Here is an 18660-nt window from a genome sequence, read left to right as displayed (position 1 = left end):
GGAGTTTTATAGCCGATGAAATTATAATTCCGATTTCACCCGGACAGAAACATTATTTTTAATTATATTTTTGACTTCTTTAAAGCTAACAAAATTGTTACTTTTCTCATCCCAAAGACGGAAACGTAGTGATTGTAAGCTTGTAGCAAGTGTAATTGTTGGTACATTTTTTAACAGAAGCGTATTATTGTGTGCCTCTTCTAGCTTATAATTAGGTACTCTTGGACTTAAATGGTGAACATGATGAAATCCAATATTACCAGTTAAGAATTGCAAGATTTTTGGAAGTTTATAAAATGAACTTCCTTCTACTGCCGCTTTTACATATTCCCAATCTTTATCCTCTTCAAAATAAGAATCCTCAAAAGTGTGCTGTACGTAAAACAGCCAAATCCCTACTGAACCTGCAATTAAGAATATCGTACCATGTACTAATAGAAACGATTGCCATCCTATTGCCCAGCAAAGTATAGCTACTACAGCAACGATAATAATATTCGTCAAATACGTATTCATACGTTCTTTCTGTCTTGCACCTTTTCGGTTAAATCTATTTTTAAGCAAGAAAACATAAATCGGACCTAATCCAAACATAACGAATGGATTGCGATATAAACGATATGCTAAACGAAGTCTAAATGGTGCAGCTACATATTCATCGACTGTAAGCGTCCAAATATCTCCTGTACCTCGCTTATCTAAATTACCACTTGTAGCGTGATGAATCGCATGCTCATGCCCCCATTGATCAAATGGGAATAACGTTAACACACCCATACATGTACCTACTATTCTATTTGCACGTCGACTTTTAAAGAATGAATAATGGGTACAATCATGAAAAATTATGAAAATTCGCGTCATAAAACCAGCAGCTAACAAAGATGGAACTAATGCTAACAGATAAGAAACAGACAAACTTTTATAAGCGAGATACCATAAAACAACAAATGGCACGACTGTGTTAATAAGTTGCCACACACTTTTTTTAATTGTTGATTTTTCATATGGAGCAACTTGTTTTTTTAAATTTTTAGTATTTTCTAATGTCATTTTACTAATTCCTTTCCTTTTTGTTGCTAATTCATATTATAGCATACTATTAGTATCAGGTGTTAAAAGTAGATGTAATAAATATTATTATATACTATAAAATTCTCTTTTTTCTTACTCAATACTTACAAATTACTTACGCTCAAAATAGCGCTATAATTGAACAGATTGAGCATTTTATTTATCAAATACATTTCCAATCTTTACAATTAAAACCGAGAACTTTTTACAAGCAGAAAAGAGCTGCCATAAGTCAGTTTCACCGGCTTATGGCAGCTCCTCTTCATTTCATTTCATTTCATTTTATTTTATCGATGGATCCAAACTGCACCTGCAGACTTGTCTTCAGCTTGACCTACTACTTCAAACTTCAATCCTAGTTTAGGTAACTTACGTCCCGCATCTGGAATAACGCTGTTGATGTATTGCTTAGAATCATCAAATTTTGCAACTCCTGGTAATCCTTTATAGTCAAAGATACCGCGAGTTGGTGAATTTACTTTCCATGCTGGCGTTTGATCAAATGAGAATGCCGCATCGGCAATTTGATAACGTGTACTGCTCTTCACAGTAGGTTGTCCGTTTAATGTTCCTACGATTGCCTCTGGATGAGAATCTACTACTCCAAGGAACCCTTCACCTGGATGAACGCCTACCCAGTTATCTGTAAAGCTTTGATCCGCATACCATACAACCATTCCTGTATTAAATACTGGACCACGTGCATATTGTAATGCAGTATCAGACCCAGCGTAATTACGCCACTCGATATAGTAGTTATGTTTCTTCTGTTCAAATCCGTTAGACACAGTAAATCCTTTTAATGTCATTGCTGGCTGGCCTTCTGCGTCATCAGAGAAAACAACTTTTCCATCTACAGTTAATGCTGCATTGTCTAACGCAAATCCTTTATATGCTACTGCAATATCTGTTACATACTCAAATTGCAGTTTTACTTTCTTTCCTTTGAATTGATTTAAATCATATGATTTATCAATCCACTTACCATCCGTTGTATCTATACCGCCTTTTACATCTTTTTCGCCCATTCGATCAATGCGTGTCTTCGTTCCATCTTCTGCAATCGCATATACGTCAAGGAAATCATACTTCGCTTCCAGTTCGTAAAATGCCTTATAATCGAACTTGGCATCCGTTGCAGTCGTTAAGTCAAATACTGGTGTCTCAAGTGTTGTATGAATGTCATTTCCTTTCGTACTGTAATAAAACTTCTTACCAAATGCTGACTCAATATTTTTTATATCTTTGTCTGGCAAGTTAACACGAATGATTCCTGGTCGTTTTGATTTTGTCACACTTTGATCTAAATACGTTGCAGTACCGATTCCCGTGCGAAGTTTATCATAATCTACCTCAACAATATTCGCCCAGTTCCCCTTCATATTTTTTTGGAAAAACTCTTTATTTTGCGGTGAGAAACTTGTTGGCTCTGTACCTGCAATTTTTCCAGCCCAGCTACCGCCGCTCATTAGGGACCATGATTCAACTGGTTCACCTTGTCCTGAATACTTTGTATCATATTCATCTGGCAACCCTAAATCATGACCATACTCATGTGCAAACACACCAACCGCTCCGTCTTCAGGCTCGATTGTATAATCGTATGCTGCCATCTTTCCGCCCCAGTTCGAAACAGAAGATTTTGTCCCATCAATCGCATATGGCTTCGATCCTAGTTTTGAACGATGAGACCAAATCGCATCATCTTTCAATTTACCACCGCCAGCTTCTTGACCCACGCCTGCATGTACTACCATTAAATGATCAATGATTCCATCTGGCTCATTTTTATTTCCATCACCATCTTGATCGTATTGATCAAATTGATCATAATCAGCTAAATTAATGCCTTTTGCTACTGCTGCTTTCAATGCTTCTTTCACAAAATCTTTTGGGCCTAAAGGACCTTTGTTGTCATGACCAGTTCCCGCATCAGCACCATAATCTGACGCTTTTCCTGGAACAGTAAGCCATTCTGTTACAGTTCCATCAACTGTGTAGCTTCCGCCAGATTGTTCTTCATAATATTGTTTAAATGTATTAATCTTCGATCCATCAAATAACGTAAATGGCTCATCACCAAATAACATTTTTTGATAATGTTCACGATTAAAGTCCTTAGAATACATATACCCCGGTTCTTGATCGATATTATTATGCTTAAAATCGCTAAATTCTACGAGTAATACAAGTACTTTATCTTTTCGAACAGCCCCATTGTACTCAGCTTGCTTCGCTGGTGTAGTCGGTACTTTTCCATTTAATTTTCCTGGGTTCAATCCTGGACCTTGCCCAGCTACTGATCCTACTTCGGGCTGCTGCGCTTGTTCATTTTCCTTCATTTTTGCATCTTTTACTTTTTTCATAAAATCTGAAGCTTCTTGCGTAAGATTATCTCCTGTCAAGATTTCTTTTCCAGGGTTTTCCCCTTTCTTTTTCTCAACATATTTTTCGACAGCCTTTGATGTCTCAGCTTGTGATGCAGATTGATCGATTACTCCCCGTTGCTTCAGCGCTTCTGCCAAGCGTTCCTCTGGTATTAAATGCTCATCAATTGGTAGAGATGGTGGCGTATCAGCATACGCTGCATGAATTCCAAAAGTAAACGTACTACTTAGCACTGCTGCTGTTGTTAATACCGCTAAAGGTTTTAATTTCTTTTTCTTTTTCAATGTATTTCCTCCCCAGTGTCTGCAAATTATCGATTTTTGCCGATAGCAATATAATATTCGTTATAATACGAATATTCAATTTTTTTAAAGTGCTAAAATGTTGAGAAATATTTTTTCTAGGATGAAAAACATAAAATAGGTAAATTTACAGGAAGTTCACTCTAGAATTTGTGGTTCTCTTTCCTCTTTTTTTCGAGTGAAATCTCATCTACACAAAAATGCCAATTCCTAAGTAGTAGCTAAGGAATTGGCATTTTTTTAACGAGAATGCTTTATGAATAAACGAATTGCTTCTTCTGGTACATAGAACTTACCATTGCTTTCTACAACAACACTTCCTAGTTCATAATCTTTATTCTTAATACGAATTATATTTTTGTTAACAAATAATTGAGCTGTTACATTATTATGTTTTACTATGAGTACAGGATTCGCTACATCAGTTTTATCTATTGTTACAGTTGCACCATTCTGCTTAAAGGCTAATTCACTCTCTACAAATAATTTGTTTGTTACTTCTTCTAAATTAAAGCCCATCGCTTTCGCTATTGTCTTTGCAACGTCCGTGTTTTGAATCAAACCAACTGGCTTTTGAGGGCCGTATGAATATAAAAATACATCCTCACCAGTATGACCTCCTGTTGTAAAGCCTATGTTCGCACGGTTAGCCAATAATGTAGTGAAAATTGGACCTACGTCTATTTTCTTTTTAACCACTTTTAACCTTTCTTTTTCATCATAAGTTAAATTGTCCAACCCGTATAATTTAGCTACCTCTTCTACATTGGATAGATCAGATTTCAAATTATTGATAGCCCCTTCAAGTGTCATTTTCGCTTTTTTCAATGGATCAATATATGCAGAGACCGGCGTAGTATTATAACCTTTTGTCGTATTCATATTGCCAATAGAAATACCGCTATTACCATGGTCCGCTACGGCGATTAGCATCGTATTACCATCTTTTTTTGCAAATCTTAATGCTTCTGCAACTGCATGATCAAATGCTAACACATCACTAATCATCCCAATTGGATCATTCACATGTGCTGCCCAGTCTGGCTTGCTTCCCTCCACAAATAAAAAGAATCCGTTTTTATCTTTTGATAACGTTTCAATTGCTTTTTCCGTCATTTGCGAAAGCGTTGGTTGCTTTGGATTTGTTGCTTCTCGGTCCATATCAAACGCTAAGGCATTATGTGAAAAAGAGCCCCAAATTTTATTAGATTTAGATTTCAATAATGCCTCTTTCGTTTCCACAAATTCGTATCCTTTGTTTTGAATTACTTCTATTAAATCTTCACCATCTTTTCGAATTCCACTACTTTTCACAGGGAGAAGTGCCGCTTTTCCCCCGCCTAATACGACATCTATATTTTGATACACTTGCTGCTCCGCGATCACTTCAAAATTTTTACGATTCACATGATGAGCGGAGAATCCAGCAGGAGTAGCATGCTGAATTTCAGCTGTGGCAACAATTCCAGTAGCGCGACCAGTACGTTTGGCACCTTCTAAAACATTGGCAACTGGCCGTAACTTGTCCTCTTCTTTTATTGGTTTTAAGCCAGGTGAACTCACAATAGTAGGTAATACCCCTACATATCCTGAATTCGATTTATTCCCCGTCGCTAATGCTGTAGCTGCTGGAGCTGAGTCTGTTATAGCTGATTCCGCCGAATATGTACGAACTCCTCCTGTTACAATTTCATCTAATGCAAGTGGTTTCCCTTTATACAAGCGAGCTAATGTGGTTGCTGAAGAACTTGTTCCGTCCATAACCATTATGATTACATTTTTCGGTTGGCGTTCTACTTTTTTCACTTTCGCTTCCACCGTATGATCATCCATCATACTTTCAGTACATAACATACTTAGTGTTATCGTTCCTACTAACAGTAACTTCTTCATCTTTAAACCCAATACAAACATGATTGCGCCTCCATTAGTTTCACATTCATTTACATACAAAATTCTGACTGCCTACATATGTTTTATTAGTTCCCAATTTTTCTAAAGCTAACAATAGTAACTTTCTCATTCATTACATGTCGGTATAGTTCATCTATCTTATAAAAAAGATTTCCCATCATTAACTTGTTTAACAACAAATCCCCAATTAAAATAAATAAAAATTTATTGTTAAACAATAAATTTCATGGTAAATTAATAAGATATTAAATAAATGAGGTGCTTTTTATGAAACAAGGATCAACACTTTTCTTAAAGACAGCTGTGATTCTAATGGGTATCCCTGTTCTTGCTATGTGCATTTTTTTAGTCCCTAAAATAGGGAATTTCGCTGCTGAATTATATCCCGAAATGGCATATATTAAATATCTTGTATTTATCAATTTATACGCGACAGCAATACCTTATTACTTCGCACTGTACCAAACATTTAAGCTTTTAAACTATATTGATAAAAACAACGCATTCTCAGAGTTGTCTGTTAAAGCTTTAAAAAATATTAAGTACAGCGCACTAGCCATTAGTGTATTATATGTATTAGGTATGCCACTTTTCTATCTTGTGGCAGAGAGAGATGACGCCCCTGGTATTATTATTATTGGAATGATTATAATTTTTGCTTCAATGGTAATCGCGGTCTTTGCTGCCGTACTCCAAAGACTATTAAAAGATGCGATAGATATAAAATCAGAAAATGATTTAACGGTCTGAGGTGAATAATATGGCAATTATTATTAATATTGATGTAATGTTAGCGAAAAGAAAAATGAGTGTAACAGAGCTTTCGGAGAAGGTTGGAATTACAATGGCTAACCTTTCGATCTTGAAAAATGGAAAAGCAAAAGCAGTCCGTTTTTCAACTTTAGAAGCAATATGTAAAGCATTAGAATGCCAACCAGGAGATATTTTAGAATATCGCCCTGAAGATACCGAATAAAAAGAGTCCTTCATACGAGAAGGACTCTTTTTATTGTACATTACGGCGCAAAGCTAATTTGACCAGTAAACAATAAGATAATTGCGATAATCCAAAATATAAAAAATGATGAGGACAGTATGAATGAAAGAATCGCAATCCCCTTCTTCTCTGTTTTTTTCGTCATTGTAATGATAGAAAATATGATACCTACAACTGTTAGGGCAACTGTAACATAATCTCCCACTATATTACCTGCATTCGCTATCCTTGTCGGTGTAATAAAAACGAACAGAAAACATAAAATGCCGATGAGTAAAGATATGTAGCTTATTATACTGTACTTCTTTTTAGGAACTATTTCAGTTTTCATACTAATCCCCCCTTCTATATAGCTATAAGTTCATATTAGCACAAATAACCATAATTTAGTTAAAACAAAAAAGAGATACAGCGGAAACTTCCACTGTATCTCTTTTTTATTTAATAACTAAACCCGCTATTTCTTCTTTATCATTATAAGTTATAATGAATGTCCGTTGTTCTTTACTATATTTTGCTACAAGAATAACAGTATATAAGCCATCTTTTTCTTCAATCGATTGTTTTTCAATTTTTTCAAATGTACCAGCTTTCTCTATTATAGGTGTAAGATCTTTCATCTTTTCTTCTGACAATGCAGCTTTCATTTTACTATCAAATTTTTCACGCACGTCTTTATACTTTGCCTCATTTAATAATGATACAATTTCTTCCGCCTTTGGAATAAACTTTTTTGACGTACTTTCATCTACTTTATTACCGGTACATGCTGCGAGCGCGAACGCCGCGATAGCACTTATAATAATAAGTAACATTCTTCTCATTTTAATACACCCTTTCTTTTTAAAATGAAACTATAACTAAAAGTGAGTAACGCAAAAATTGCTATTGAAACTTCTGACATAATAATCCCGCTTTTCCCTGGCACATATAGCGATATAATGCCAGCTAATGCATTTACAGTCCCATGGATGAGAATTGCATATACAACATAACGAAATTTCTTTTGGACAACAGCTTGCAATACAATGAAAGAAAGCCCAACATGCAATACCATCGCAAAGATGCGTTCAATACCACCGAGATAATAACTGTCACCATTTTGAATGACTGTTTGTGATAATAATAGGGATATTACTGGGATACCGACTATCAACACCGCCTCAATACCACCATGCCCTGCTCCAAATAAAAAACCAGACTGCCAATCTCGTTGCTTCATAAAATAACGCATTGCGATAAAACGAGCTATCTCTTCAAAAATTCCAGCTGATATACTAAGCAAAACTGCAAATAGTATAGGCTGCATAACAGAAAACATTTGAAAATCTGTGCTAGTTCCATTTAAATAATTTAGCATTGGTATGCGAATCAATATTTGTGATACAACAAAAGCCAATATACCTAACATATATGGAATATAGCGTTTCTTCCAAAAAGCATATAAAAGTGCTATAAGCGGTAAACCAAAGCTAATCATTGTTGTAAAAATAAGACCATTCATCTCGCTTCACCTCTTACTTGAAGTGTATAAAATTGAGTGAAGAAAGTATGTAGTTATTTCTTATTCGGTTTCCTTTTCATCATAGATGGTCATTTCATCTCATTTAATATAAATGTTTGTGTGAAATAAGGACTTACATAAGTTGTTTCTAACGTCGCATTATTTGTTTTATTTATGATTCGTTTTAACGAAAATAGCCCGTACCCTCTAGCACCTTCTTTACTTGAATGGTTTTTCTCATAAATTTTTTGTAAATCAATCGCTTCCCCCTTTGAACTATTACGCACGATAAAATATTGTCGTGAATCCATTTCAAAGAATGCGATTTGTAATATCTTTTCCTCACTACATACTGCTTCCTCAATTGCATTATCTACTAAAACTGAAATGATACGAATAAATGAAATAATCGTCATCGAAACACTTTCAATGTTCTCTGGTATATCAAGCATTACTTTTATTTGTTGCTGCTGAGCAGTGCTAACTTTTGCTCTTAATACACTTCTTACTTCAGGAATTTGTATGCGAGATAATTTTGCGATATCAAGTTCATGATCATTTATTGTTTTTAATGTGGGAGCAATAACATCGTAGTACACTTGCTCAATTTCTTTCACATTTTTTGTACGTATTCCTTCTTCTAACGATAGTAATACATTCATATAATCATGACGAAAACTAGCAAGCTCATCATGCATATCCTCTAATTTTTCCACATAATCTAATAACTCTTTATCTAAACGTTTTTCATGCTCTTCTCGTAACTTTTCTTTCGATAAATGTGAGCTTATTAGTACGATGATTAGTAATAATAAAAAAATAATAATCGCTGAATTATAACTTACTTCACTGTATTGTTGATTTATTTTTGCTAAAAACTCAGTTGACGGCTGAGTTAAAATTAATTCAATAATAAACCCGATCATTAATAATATATAAGTTACATAGTATAACGGACTACTTACTATATATTGAGCGATTTTTTGAATTCTTTTTCGCGCTACTAAAATACCGATAAAAGTAAGGATTGATACGATAAGATGAATAATACTACCTGTCCATAAATATAAATTGAATGGCGTTAACATAAAGATTTTCATCCCTAAATCTAATAGCAACATTTTCACTAACGTTATAATCACCATACTCACCAGTGCAAAATATACATTATGCTTAAATTTCAATTCATTTTGCATTAATCCTAAACTTATTAAAAATAACACAATCGTACTATTCAATTCTGGATATCTCGTTACTGTTACGACAATAGCAAGTAAAATAATGAATACCGTACTTAAAGCTATTAACATTCTAACTGACAATCTGTTGTATCGGATTAATTGTATATATAAAAACGTATGACACATACTAGTAAGCAGTATTGCAAATAAATCATAAATATACATTACATCTCACCCTTTAACATGTTACGTACTTTACTCACTAAACGCCGTGACACTGGAATGCGTTTCCCGCTTTTTAAAACTATCATTTTTTGTTTCGCATCGTAAGAAGACATTTGCTTCGTATTCACGATATATGACTGATGGCAACGAAATAAACGTTCATCTATTATTTCTATCTCCTTTAATGCTCCATAAAAATAAACGATTCGATCTAACGTCACTAATGCTAACCGGTGCGGTTCATCAGTCATAACATATTCAACTTCATGAAAAGGAACCCGCACAGTGGCATTACTATTTGCAACGATAAAGTCATCCGACGGAATAATATGCTTATTTCTTGCTTCATATTGAAGTAAACATTGTTCAAAAACTTTATATCTCTCCTCGTATGGCAACCCTTTATCAATAAAAGTTAAAGCTGATACCATGTATTGATATGAAATAGGTGCAAATTCAGAATGCGTCGTTACAAACACGATAATTCCTTGCGTATCATACTTTCGTATCTCTTGTGCTACTTGTAACCCTTTACGCTCTTCCCTTTTAATCTCTATATCTAAAAAATAGATTGGGACATACTTCGCCTTCGGAATATTAGTAATAATATTCTCACTTTTACTAGTCACCTCAATAAAATCAAAAGGCAACATATATTTCTCACAAATCTCTTCAACTAACCGCTTCATTTGCTGTGCTTGTATGACATCGTCTTCTAAAATGAAAATACTCATGTAATCACTCGCTTTATTGAAATCTTTTCATCTATAGATTTATCTATAAATATATAATTCAAATTATAATAATATTCTCCTTCTCATTAATTGAAATAATTAATCTGCTATTACATAGAGAAACCTCAACTTTTCAAACAAAAAGTTGAGGTTTTCTTCAAATCAATTTATAACTAAATCCGCCCAATCCTTCGGCAATTCCGTTTCTAAGTAATAATCCTCTGCTTTCCAATACCTATTCTCAAACTTTGAAAGGTTTTTCTGTGTTTTCTTACTCTCGCGTAGAAATCTTGTCTCTCTTGGACAATCCAAGTACACCATATAATGAAAGAAATCTCTCCATTCTTTTCGCTGTAGAAAAACACCTTCAATTACAATTACGCCTACTATGGGAATCTGTACTTTCTTCATTTCACATGAGTCTACCTCATCATTATAGAACGGTAATTTCAGTCTCGTTTCATTTTGTAACTTTTGAAAAAACTTTTGCCGAAGCCACTCAATATCCCATTGCAAATAATAATACTCATACCATTCTTCAAATCCGGTATCATAGCGTTTATTACGCTCCACTATATGATCATCAATATGAAAAATATGAAACGGAATGCTTTCCTGTTTCATATTTTCCTTTAAATTTGCAACAAATGTTGTTTTTCCTGAACGACTTAAACCATCTATACCTAAAATGAACCTATTTTCTTTATGCTTCTTCATAACATTTATCAATTCACTCGTACTCATTATTTCTTCCACTCTTCTTTTAATAAAGAATATAAAATCGTATCATGCGCAACTCCATTTTGAATCATATGTTTTCGAAGTAATCCTTCTTCTTGAAATCCTGCTTTACTTAATAATTTTTGAGAAGCTTTATTCTCTACATATACAACAGCAGCAATTCTTATAAGTTGCAACGTTTCAAACCCGTAAGCTAAAATCGCCTGTAACGCTTCCGAGGCGTATCCTTGTCCCCAATATGTATCGTCTAATTCATAACCAATTTCAGCTCGCTTATGATGATGGTTAATTAAATGAAAACCGCACGTTCCGATTAATTGGCCCGTCCCCTTTTTCTCTATTCCCCAGCGAAATACACTTCCCTCTTCATAACGATTTTTAAACGTTTGAATCGTTGTTTTCGCTTGCTCAATATTTTCGAAAGAATCCATTCCGAAATAACGTATTACAGATTCTTTTGAAAAATAATGGAACATCGTTTCTGCATCTAACAGTGTTAGTTCTCTTAATTGTAAACGTTCTGTTTCTAGTTTCGGAAATCCCATCTCTTTTTCTCCTTCTATTCTAATGAACTGCAAATTTCAATATAATTTCCATCTGGATCAGCAATATATGCAATGGTTTGCCCCCACGGCTTTACAATTGGTTCAACTAAAACCGTAATACCTTGTTCTCTAAGTTGCTCAATCGTTTCTTGTACATTTTTGACAACGAATCCTAATTCAAAATGAGAAGATTGTAACTCGCCTTCTGTAAGTGGTAATCCTGTTAATTCTTTCACATCTTGCCGCGTATTCATTGCTAATATTGTAGATCCCGTATTAAATTCAATATATGTACCGTGCTCTGATTTTATAGGTAACTGTAAAATATCTTTATAGAATTTTAAACATTCCTCAAACTTTTCTACATATAAAATGATGTACTTCATTTTCAAATTCATTTTACATCCCCCTTTATATCCATCCCTAAAATTTCGACAAAAGTCTCATAAAAACCTTGTTTCCTATAGTAACGAGCACAAAAAAATGAGGCCGATTTCTCGGCCTCCCAGCTTATTGGCATAAAACAGGAGATTTGGTTTGGACATAACCAGTTCGTACTCTTATTATATTTTATTTTTCTGAATTTTAAATACATTAAACACCTATTTATATTGAGAAAGTTTTTTCGCTTGCATAAAATTAATGAGTTTAAGAAATGCTACAAATGGAGGTGTATACATATGGAACCAATGCTATGTCCAAGTTGTAAAACGAACCGCACTCGCTTTAATATTCTTGAGCAACAAGTAAAACCAGTCAAATTAAATCCACAAACTGGTCAAGTAGAAGAAGAATATACAAATGAAACGATGAACGCTTTTCATATGGCCTATCAAGGACCTACTTACAGAGTCCAATGCGCTGTATGTGGGCTTGTTGAAAATCCTGAACAATTTATTAAACCTGCTCAAAATCAGTCTTTCTAATAAAAACATGATTATCCCTTGTAGAAATAGATTTTTCTATAAGGGATTTTTTCGTTTTATACTTTAATAAAAAACGTGTTTCTTCCTTATTATAAGTTACACCCCACATCTTTTTAGTCATCTTTTATTTTTTGATCCTCAATATGAATCTTTTTTCTTCATTTATTATTTTCAGGGTAAATTATTGCGGCTTTGATATTGTTAATTTTATGCCTTCATATAGATTTTTATTATATAAAAAAGAGTGAGCAAAAATACGATTATATAGAAACAAAAGAAGTTGATTCCCATATTTAATTACCTCTTTACAAAATCAACTTCTTTTCAACTCCACTTTTTATTATAATATTTCACTTTTTAATTTCTTGATTTTCCAAGAAAGTCTTATAAAGAAGTACATCCACATACCACCTGTAAGACCGGTCATAACTTTCGCCCACATTGGCACTCTTGATTCCATCGGGCTTAAAAACAGATTATACATTGATGGTAATAAACTTGCTGATATAATAACAAGGAATAACAATAATTCATTTAGTTTTTGTATCCTCGTCTCCTTTTCTGAGTAAATATCAGGCAATTCATTTACTTCTTCTACTTCTTTACAAAAATAATTCCATCTTGTGAAACTTGTTACGCGTTTCCAACCTGACATTTTGTATATTTCGAAATATTCTTGTTGTTGTTCTTTCGAATCTCTATAAACCAATCTAAAATCAGCTTTGTACATTACATCTTTTGGCTCCGTTTTCTGAAACGTATACATTAAATTATATTTTTGTAATGCCCAACCTTGCTGATGCATCTTTCGTAAAAAAGCTTCTTCTTTTTCTAAATTCCATGCCATAAAAAATTTGAATACCCTTTTTGTCTCCATCTTCCATTCACTCCCCTAATATACTATTCCCATTCCTTACAGATCTCTGCAACCTGTTATACTCTAGCTCTAACACTTCTTTACCAAGTGGCGTTAACTCATAGCACTTCTTTCTATCTGTTGAGGCAACTTCAATAATTAATTTCTCTTTTAATAACTTCGTCGTATTCCCGTATAAAGTTCCAGGACCGAGTTTTACTTCTCCATTTGTCATCTCTTCTACCATTTGCATAATTCCATAACCGTGCATTGGTTTCACTAGTGATAACAATATGTAATATGTCGCCTCAGTTAACGGAATATATTTTCTCGCTTTCGTATTCATTATAACCACCTCCGATACATCGCTTCATGATATATCGACTTGCGATACATCGTATACCGATATTGTATATTCACATTCCAAAATATGCAAGATTATAATTTAATAATTGAATATTTATTTCTTTGAATTGAAAAATCATATAAATTTTCTGAATAATTTGTTAAAATATAGAAATATCCGTTTATATTTTGAAAGGAATGATATATATGATAAATAAATTGAAGGAAAATATAGGATCAGTTTTTGTAGGTAAAGAAAATGTTATCGATCTATTAATTGTTTCCTTGCTTGCTGACGGTCATGTACTTCTTGAGGATGTACCTGGTACTGGGAAAACGTTACTTGCGAAAACACTTTCCAAAAGTATTGGTGGTAATTTTTCTCGCGTTCAATTTACACCGGATGTACTTCCGAGTGATGTGACAGGTATTGAATATTTCAATCCGAAAACGAGCGAATTCGAGTTAAGACTCGGACCAGTCGTGGCAAACATTCTACTGGCAGATGAAATTAACCGTGCAATGCCGAGAACACAGTCTAGTTTATTAGAAGCGATGGAAGAACGACAAGTGACGCTTGAAAAGCAGTCAACTCCTCTTCCAAAACCGTTCTTTGTTATTGCGACGCAAAATCCAATTGAATCACAAGGAACGTTCCCTCTTCCAGATGCACAGCTTGATCGCTTTTTAATGACAATTTCTATAGGTTATCCGAATTCTGAAGATGAACTACAAATGATGCGACATTTTCGTAACGATGCACCACTAGAAAGTGTCACATCTGTTATTACTTTAGATGATATTTTAGAGGCACAGAAACGAGTAAAAGAGATTTTCGTATCAGAACCGTTAGAACATTACATTATTAAACTTGCTCATGCTACAAGAAATCATGATTATATCGCTAACGGTGTAAGTCCGCGTGCCACACTTGCTTTAGTACGTGCAGTTCAAGCGCTAGCCTTTTTACGCGGGAGAGAATATTGCACACCAGAAGATATACAATTGTTAGTTCCTTCTGTTTGGAATCACCGTATCATCTTATCAATGGAAGGCGCATTACGTACGACAAAAAATGAAATGATGCAAAAGATTTTAAAAGAGGTTGACGTACCAGTGGAGATTGAGCAAACATGAATGGACAGCGCGTTGTAACTGTACCTTTATTTTTTCAACTTCATATTATTCAACTATCTGTTCCAGGCGCGATACTATTTACATTTTTTATGCCGCAACGAATCATTATGTTTTTCTTTTTCTTCTACTATTTATTTGCGATTTTCATTTATAAATATGTCGCATATATAGAGAAACAGTTTCAAGTGCTAAACGAGAAACAAACAACTCGTTTATTTCCTAATGAATCTGGACAGTTTTTTATTCATTTAAAAAATGGAGCAAACATACCACTCGTTAACGGTGTTTGTTATTTTCATTTAGACCCGTCCCTACTACCGAATAAAGATCAAGGAATTGAACAAATATCAAAAACACTATTCTCTTTCCCATTTTCACAACCTGCTCATTCAGCGCAAAAATGGGATTTATCATTAACTGCAACGAAGCGTGGCGTGTTTCAAATTGAACAGTTCGAATGTGTTTTGAAAGATCCTTTTCATTTATTATCTGTACATTTACCTGTATTTGATAAATTAAGAACTGAAATTATTGTGTATCCATCACCTAAAGAAGTAGCAGATTTGCAAGAACTTCAGCAACTTTTAAATGGATCTTATCGAACGAATTTTTCTTTTTACAATGATGAAACATCTATTATCGGTGTGAAACGGTACGAACGTGAGTCTTTCCGTTCCATTCATTGGAAAGCATCTGCCAAAATGCAGGAATTACAAGCAAAGCAATATGAGCCTGTTAAAAATTATAGTTGGACAATTTGTCTTTCATTAGCTGCTGATCGCGGGTTTGGTTGGAAAGATAATATAGAAGACCTTATTTCATTTGCAACATACATTTGTCAATATGCTACGAAGCATCAAATACCGTTTGAATTATTTATTAGTGTATTAGCTGAAGGTGGCCCTCTGCACTTACCATTAAATGAAGGACAAACACATTACGCAAAAGCTTTAGAGGAATTGGCACGTATTTCAGACGATAGCACACTAATTCCGAAACAAGGATTTCTCCATTATACAAATAGAAAAGGAGAACGATCGTCTACAATGATTTACATTGGCTTGCAGAAGAATGACCTCTCCCTTCTATCGCAACCTACGTTTCTCATAAATAACGAAGGGATGGTGGAAAAGCTTGAAAACTTGGCTCTATCACGTTAATGACTTTATTCTGCTGCTCCTCCTTTCGTTATTAACAGAAAGGGACGAACTTGTTGCTATTGCTATATTTTTAGCACTAAGCTATATTGGTGTATTTCTAATCCATACATTCACGAAGAAAAAAACAACAGGATTTGTCATACTGTTAATGACTCAAATAATCGGTTGTTCTATCTTTCTCCCGTTCTCTCTATTTGGCACAATTATGTTACCGCTTTTCTTCTTTATCGTACATGTAGTTGGACCAGGATACCCAGTTCAAAAATCGTTAGGTGGTATTGTTTGGTTTGGTGTTTCAGCTATATTTTATGCGCCTTTTCCACCACTCGGGAAACTATTACTATTAGTTATACACATTATGATTACATTTTGGTTAACTGGAGCAAATCGTAATCAACAGTTATTACGTTTCGCTTCTATTATTACGATTGGTGTAATGAGTATAGTACTTATTCAAGTGTTTCCTTTCATTCGGCTTGTTTTTTCATTTATCATAGAAGCAGTTGCATTAGGGTTCGGATACGCTATCAATCCATTATTTTCAGCAGCCGTGTTAAAAGAAACAGATGATTTTTGGTCGAATAAAGGAAATCTAAAAGACCCTACAATTAAGGATGATTTGGAGCCACGTTCTTTTGATCCAACTCTTATAAATAGCATTACCATATTAGTTTGTACACTCATTGCTATTTATGTCGTTTGGAAAATAATAAAAAAACGAAAACAATTCAGTTTACCAAATATACCTGTCTTTGAATCTACTATCATCACTGATAAAGAAGGAATGAGCCAAAAACGTTTGAAACGAAACAAACCGCCACATAACGAAATTCGAAAAGAGATTTTTAAGCTTGAAAGTAAGTTAACTCCCCCTTTAAATAGAAATCGAGGAGAAACTATTGAGGCATGGTTAGATAGAATAAATAGTGAAGAAGATGTAAATATTCAGAGTCATATTATTAGTAATGCTTATAATACAGTGCGTTATTCAAATGAGGAAAACATCGTACTTTTGCAGGAATTTAAGGATGAAATTCATAAGCTTTACATGTATCAGAAGGATTTAAAGAAAAGGAAAAAATAATACAACAAAAAGACTCCTATTTTCATAGGAGTCTTTTTATACTTCTACCTTACTTTTTAAATTGAGGCGTTTTTCCCTGCTTCAATCTCTAATGACTCTTCATGCCACCAAAGTGTTTCTTCAGGATCTTCTTTAGCAATTTGGTGTGCTTCTTTTTTCGATTCTACTGTAGGATATGAACCTTTTAGCGCACGTCCTGATGTTGTAACAAATAGTACACTAAATACAACTAATCCAATAATACTTACACCTGTTAAATAAAATGCCGGTGCAAGCGGGTTACCAGTTGAATGAACTAAGTATGAACATACAAGTGGTGTTGTACCACCAAATATCGATACAGAAATATTAAATGAGATCGAAAGTGCTCGATAACGTACATCAGTGAAAAAGAGTGATGGTAATAATGAAGGTAATGTTCCTTCATATACACTTAGGAAGAAACCTAATACGAAAATACCTGCAAATATAGCTGCAATATGCCCGTTACCTATTAGTAAAAAGGCTGGAATTGCAAATACAGTTAAACCAAGTAAACCAATTTGCACGACGCGTTTATTACCAATTTTATCACTTAATTTACCGAAATATAGTGCTAGTGGAATCATAAGTGCCATCGTAATAGAAATAATTAGTAAGCCTGTTGTTTCTTCGACTTTAAGTACTTGAGTTAGATAAGAAGGAATATACGAAAGAATCATATAATTTGTAATATTAAAGAAGGCGACAATTACTGTGCTTAATAAGAAGTCTTTTTTGTGATATTTCATAATATCCATAAATGAAAATTGTTCATTGTCTTCAGATTCCTCTTGTGCTTTTTCCATCTCTTCAAAGATGGGAGATTCATCTAAATGACGGCGTAAGTATAAACCGACCAAACCAATTGGTGCAGCTATTAAGAAAGGAATACGCCAGCCCCAGCTGAGCATTTGTTCATCTGTTAACAATAACGTCAAAATGGTAACAATTACCGATGCAGCAATGTAACCTGAGAGTGTTCCAATTTCAAGACCACTACCGAGTATACCACGCTTTTTATCTGGAGAAGATTCTGCGATATAAACCATTGCTCCTGAATATTCGCCGCCTGTAGAGAAGCCTTGAATCATTCGGGCAACTAAAAGTAGTATTGGTGCCCATACACCAATTTGTTCATAGGTTGGTAGTAATGCGATGAATAATGTAGAAAGTGCCATTAAAATAATAGTAGTACTTAACACGATTTTTCGGCCGTACTTATCTCCTATTCTACCAAAGAATACACCTCCGATTGGTCGAACGAGGAAGGCCGCTGCAAATGTACCGAATGTAAGTACAAGTTGCAATCCACTATTATCAACACCTGAGAAGAATAATTGACTTAAAATTACCGCTAAATACGCGTATAATCCAAAGTCAAACCACTCCATTGCGTTCCCAATACCAGTAGCAACGACTGCTTTCCTGGCTTGTTTAGGATTGACAATATTAACGTCTTGAGGTTCAAAATTTAAATCATTATTTTGTTGCATATAATAAAACAGCTCCTTATTTAATTTAACTTC

At 34.2% G+C, this 18660-nt stretch carries 20 protein-coding genes; 6 read left to right on the top strand and 14 right to left on the bottom strand.

The annotated features are described in order from the left end of the window. Positions 1-21 precede the first annotated feature (21 nt). The 3 genes from PDQ33_RS10530 to PDQ33_RS10520 all read right to left on the bottom strand — a co-directional run bounded on the left by PDQ33_RS10530 (position 22) and on the right by PDQ33_RS10520 (position 5678). Complete coding sequence (locus PDQ33_RS10530) at positions 22-1053, bottom strand: fatty acid desaturase (protein ID WP_061130956.1); 1032 nt, start codon at positions 1051-1053, stop codon at positions 22-24. A gap of 308 nt (positions 1054-1361) precedes the next feature. Next, the gene (locus PDQ33_RS10525) at positions 1362-3746 is read right to left on the bottom strand and encodes an immune inhibitor A domain-containing protein (RefSeq protein ID WP_000727459.1); all 2385 of its coding nucleotides are present in this window, start codon (positions 3744-3746) and stop codon (positions 1362-1364) included. A 258-nt stretch (positions 3747-4004) separates the two neighbouring features. After that, positions 4005-5678, bottom strand: coding sequence for an alkaline phosphatase (locus PDQ33_RS10520; RefSeq protein WP_163072683.1), 1674 nt, complete (start codon positions 5676-5678; stop codon positions 4005-4007). A gap of 267 nt (positions 5679-5945) precedes the next feature. Here PDQ33_RS10520 and PDQ33_RS10515 point away from each other — a divergent pair, with 267 nt between their 5' ends. Both PDQ33_RS10515 and PDQ33_RS10510 read left to right on the top strand, forming a co-directional pair. Beyond that, positions 5946-6428, top strand: a complete 483-nt coding sequence (locus PDQ33_RS10515) for a DUF2975 domain-containing protein (RefSeq protein ID WP_000809102.1) — start codon at positions 5946-5948, stop codon at positions 6426-6428. A gap of 10 nt (positions 6429-6438) precedes the next feature. Continuing rightward, positions 6439-6654 (top strand): helix-turn-helix domain-containing protein, encoded by a 216-nt coding sequence (locus tag PDQ33_RS10510; RefSeq protein WP_000974625.1) that lies wholly within the window; start codon positions 6439-6441, stop codon positions 6652-6654. Positions 6655-6694: 40 nt separating this feature from the next. Here the strand turns inward: PDQ33_RS10510 and PDQ33_RS10505 are convergent, their stop codons facing one another. From PDQ33_RS10505 to PDQ33_RS10470, 8 genes are all read right to left on the bottom strand, one after another. After that, complete coding sequence (locus PDQ33_RS10505) at positions 6695-7006, bottom strand: hypothetical protein (protein ID WP_000845552.1); 312 nt, start codon at positions 7004-7006, stop codon at positions 6695-6697. Between the two features lie 106 nt (positions 7007-7112). Beyond that, positions 7113-7499 carry a DUF3887 domain-containing protein gene (locus PDQ33_RS10500; protein ID WP_001253792.1) on the bottom strand — a complete coding sequence of 129 codons (387 nt, stop codon included), beginning with the start codon at positions 7497-7499 and terminating at the stop codon, positions 7113-7115. Continuing rightward, entirely contained in the window at positions 7496-8179 is a 684-nt protein-coding gene (locus PDQ33_RS10495) for a YhfC family intramembrane metalloprotease (protein ID WP_001013700.1), read from the bottom strand. The genes PDQ33_RS10500 and PDQ33_RS10495 overlap by 4 nt, the downstream gene beginning before the upstream one ends. Positions 8180-8268: 89 nt before the next feature. Next, entirely contained in the window at positions 8269-9585 is a 1317-nt protein-coding gene (locus PDQ33_RS10490; protein WP_061130954.1) for a GHKL domain-containing protein, read from the bottom strand. Next, positions 9585-10319 (bottom strand): response regulator transcription factor, encoded by a 735-nt coding sequence (locus PDQ33_RS10485; protein WP_000021630.1) that lies wholly within the window; start codon positions 10317-10319, stop codon positions 9585-9587. The genes PDQ33_RS10490 and PDQ33_RS10485 overlap by 1 nt, the downstream gene beginning before the upstream one ends. 162 nt (positions 10320-10481) lie before the next feature. Continuing rightward, a complete protein-coding gene (locus PDQ33_RS10480; protein ID WP_000107742.1) occupies positions 10482-11063 on the bottom strand; it encodes a kinase in 582 nt (193 codons plus the stop codon). Next, on the bottom strand, positions 11063-11605 hold the full coding sequence (locus PDQ33_RS10475) for a GNAT family N-acetyltransferase (protein ID WP_000506659.1): 543 nt from the start codon (positions 11603-11605) through the stop codon (positions 11063-11065). Before PDQ33_RS10475 ends, PDQ33_RS10480 begins: the two co-directional genes overlap by 1 nt. 14 nt (positions 11606-11619) lie before the next feature. After that, positions 11620-12003, bottom strand: a complete 384-nt coding sequence (locus tag PDQ33_RS10470) for a VOC family protein (protein WP_061130952.1) — start codon at positions 12001-12003, stop codon at positions 11620-11622. A 282-nt stretch (positions 12004-12285) separates the two neighbouring features. On the opposite strand from PDQ33_RS10470, the gene PDQ33_RS10465 reads away from it, so the two are divergent. Further along, on the top strand, positions 12286-12531 hold the full coding sequence (locus tag PDQ33_RS10465) for a hypothetical protein (RefSeq protein WP_000433609.1): 246 nt from the start codon (positions 12286-12288) through the stop codon (positions 12529-12531). Positions 12532-12871: 340 nt separating this feature from the next. Here PDQ33_RS10465 and PDQ33_RS10460 read toward each other — a convergent pair whose 3' ends face one another. Together PDQ33_RS10460 and PDQ33_RS10455 are read right to left on the bottom strand one after the other, a co-directional pair. Beyond that, on the bottom strand, positions 12872-13408 hold the full coding sequence (locus PDQ33_RS10460; RefSeq protein WP_270755583.1) for a DUF2812 domain-containing protein: 537 nt from the start codon (positions 13406-13408) through the stop codon (positions 12872-12874). Positions 13409-13415: 7 nt separating this feature from the next. Then, positions 13416-13733, bottom strand: coding sequence for a PadR family transcriptional regulator (locus tag PDQ33_RS10455; protein WP_001092638.1), 318 nt, complete (start codon positions 13731-13733; stop codon positions 13416-13418). 206 nt (positions 13734-13939) lie between these two features. On the opposite strand from PDQ33_RS10455, the gene PDQ33_RS10450 reads away from it, so the two are divergent. Genes PDQ33_RS10450 through PDQ33_RS10440 form a run of 3 tightly spaced genes read left to right on the top strand, consistent with a single transcriptional unit; the run spans position 13940 to position 17113 of the window. Further along, entirely contained in the window at positions 13940-14869 is a 930-nt protein-coding gene (locus PDQ33_RS10450; protein WP_061130951.1) for an AAA family ATPase, read from the top strand. Next, positions 14866-16029, top strand: a complete 1164-nt coding sequence (locus PDQ33_RS10445; RefSeq protein WP_076872867.1) for a DUF58 domain-containing protein — start codon at positions 14866-14868, stop codon at positions 16027-16029. Before PDQ33_RS10450 ends, PDQ33_RS10445 begins: the two co-directional genes overlap by 4 nt. After that, positions 16004-17113 carry a DUF4018 domain-containing protein gene (locus PDQ33_RS10440; RefSeq protein WP_000860526.1) on the top strand — a complete coding sequence of 370 codons (1110 nt, stop codon included), beginning with the start codon at positions 16004-16006 and terminating at the stop codon, positions 17111-17113. The genes PDQ33_RS10445 and PDQ33_RS10440 overlap by 26 nt, the downstream gene beginning before the upstream one ends. A gap of 56 nt (positions 17114-17169) precedes the next feature. Here PDQ33_RS10440 and PDQ33_RS10435 read toward each other — a convergent pair whose 3' ends face one another. Further along, positions 17170-18627: an MFS transporter gene (locus tag PDQ33_RS10435; RefSeq protein ID WP_270755586.1), complete on the bottom strand. Its 1458-nt coding sequence runs from the start codon at positions 18625-18627 to the stop codon at positions 17170-17172. Positions 18628-18660 lie beyond the last annotated feature (33 nt).

This window comes from Bacillus cereus group sp. Bc031, assembly GCF_027716265.1.
Classification (GTDB): Bacteria; Bacillota; Bacilli; order Bacillales; family Bacillaceae_G; genus Bacillus_A; species Bacillus_A paranthracis.
The sequence above is the reverse complement of the archived record's forward strand: the minus strand, read 5'-3'. Positions and strand labels throughout refer to the sequence as shown.

Excerpts from the sequence above, each read along its gene's own strand:
- PDQ33_RS10480 (WP_000107742.1), bottom strand. The coding sequence starts at position 11,063 with ATGAGTACGAGTGAATTGATAAATGTTATGAAGAAGCATAAAGAAAAT.
- PDQ33_RS10520 (WP_163072683.1), bottom strand. The coding sequence starts at position 5,678 with ATGTTTGTATTGGGTTTAAAGATGAAGAAGTTACTGTTAGTAGGAACG.
- PDQ33_RS10470 (WP_061130952.1), bottom strand. The coding sequence starts at position 12,003 with ATGAATTTGAAAATGAAGTACATCATTTTATATGTAGAAAAGTTTGAG.
- PDQ33_RS10475 (WP_000506659.1), bottom strand. The coding sequence starts at position 11,605 with ATGGGATTTCCGAAACTAGAAACAGAACGTTTACAATTAAGAGAACTA.
- PDQ33_RS10455 (WP_001092638.1), bottom strand. The coding sequence starts at position 13,733 with ATGAATACGAAAGCGAGAAAATATATTCCGTTAACTGAGGCGACATAT.
- PDQ33_RS10435 (WP_270755586.1), bottom strand. The coding sequence starts at position 18,627 with ATGCAACAAAATAATGATTTAAATTTTGAACCTCAAGACGTTAATATT.
- PDQ33_RS10490 (WP_061130954.1), bottom strand. The coding sequence starts at position 9,585 with ATGTATATTTATGATTTATTTGCAATACTGCTTACTAGTATGTGTCAT.
- PDQ33_RS10460 (WP_270755583.1), bottom strand. The coding sequence starts at position 13,408 with ATGGAGACAAAAAGGGTATTCAAATTTTTTATGGCATGGAATTTAGAA.
- PDQ33_RS10510 (WP_000974625.1), top strand. The coding sequence starts at position 6,439 with ATGGCAATTATTATTAATATTGATGTAATGTTAGCGAAAAGAAAAATG.
- PDQ33_RS10530 (WP_061130956.1), bottom strand. The coding sequence starts at position 1,053 with ATGACATTAGAAAATACTAAAAATTTAAAAAAACAAGTTGCTCCATAT.
- PDQ33_RS10500 (WP_001253792.1), bottom strand. The coding sequence starts at position 7,499 with ATGAGAAGAATGTTACTTATTATTATAAGTGCTATCGCGGCGTTCGCG.
- PDQ33_RS10495 (WP_001013700.1), bottom strand. The coding sequence starts at position 8,179 with ATGAATGGTCTTATTTTTACAACAATGATTAGCTTTGGTTTACCGCTT.
- PDQ33_RS10465 (WP_000433609.1), top strand. The coding sequence starts at position 12,286 with ATGGAACCAATGCTATGTCCAAGTTGTAAAACGAACCGCACTCGCTTT.
- PDQ33_RS10450 (WP_061130951.1), top strand. The coding sequence starts at position 13,940 with ATGATAAATAAATTGAAGGAAAATATAGGATCAGTTTTTGTAGGTAAA.
- PDQ33_RS10515 (WP_000809102.1), top strand. The coding sequence starts at position 5,946 with ATGAAACAAGGATCAACACTTTTCTTAAAGACAGCTGTGATTCTAATG.
- PDQ33_RS10505 (WP_000845552.1), bottom strand. The coding sequence starts at position 7,006 with ATGAAAACTGAAATAGTTCCTAAAAAGAAGTACAGTATAATAAGCTAC.
- PDQ33_RS10485 (WP_000021630.1), bottom strand. The coding sequence starts at position 10,319 with ATGAGTATTTTCATTTTAGAAGACGATGTCATACAAGCACAGCAAATG.
- PDQ33_RS10445 (WP_076872867.1), top strand. The coding sequence starts at position 14,866 with ATGAATGGACAGCGCGTTGTAACTGTACCTTTATTTTTTCAACTTCAT.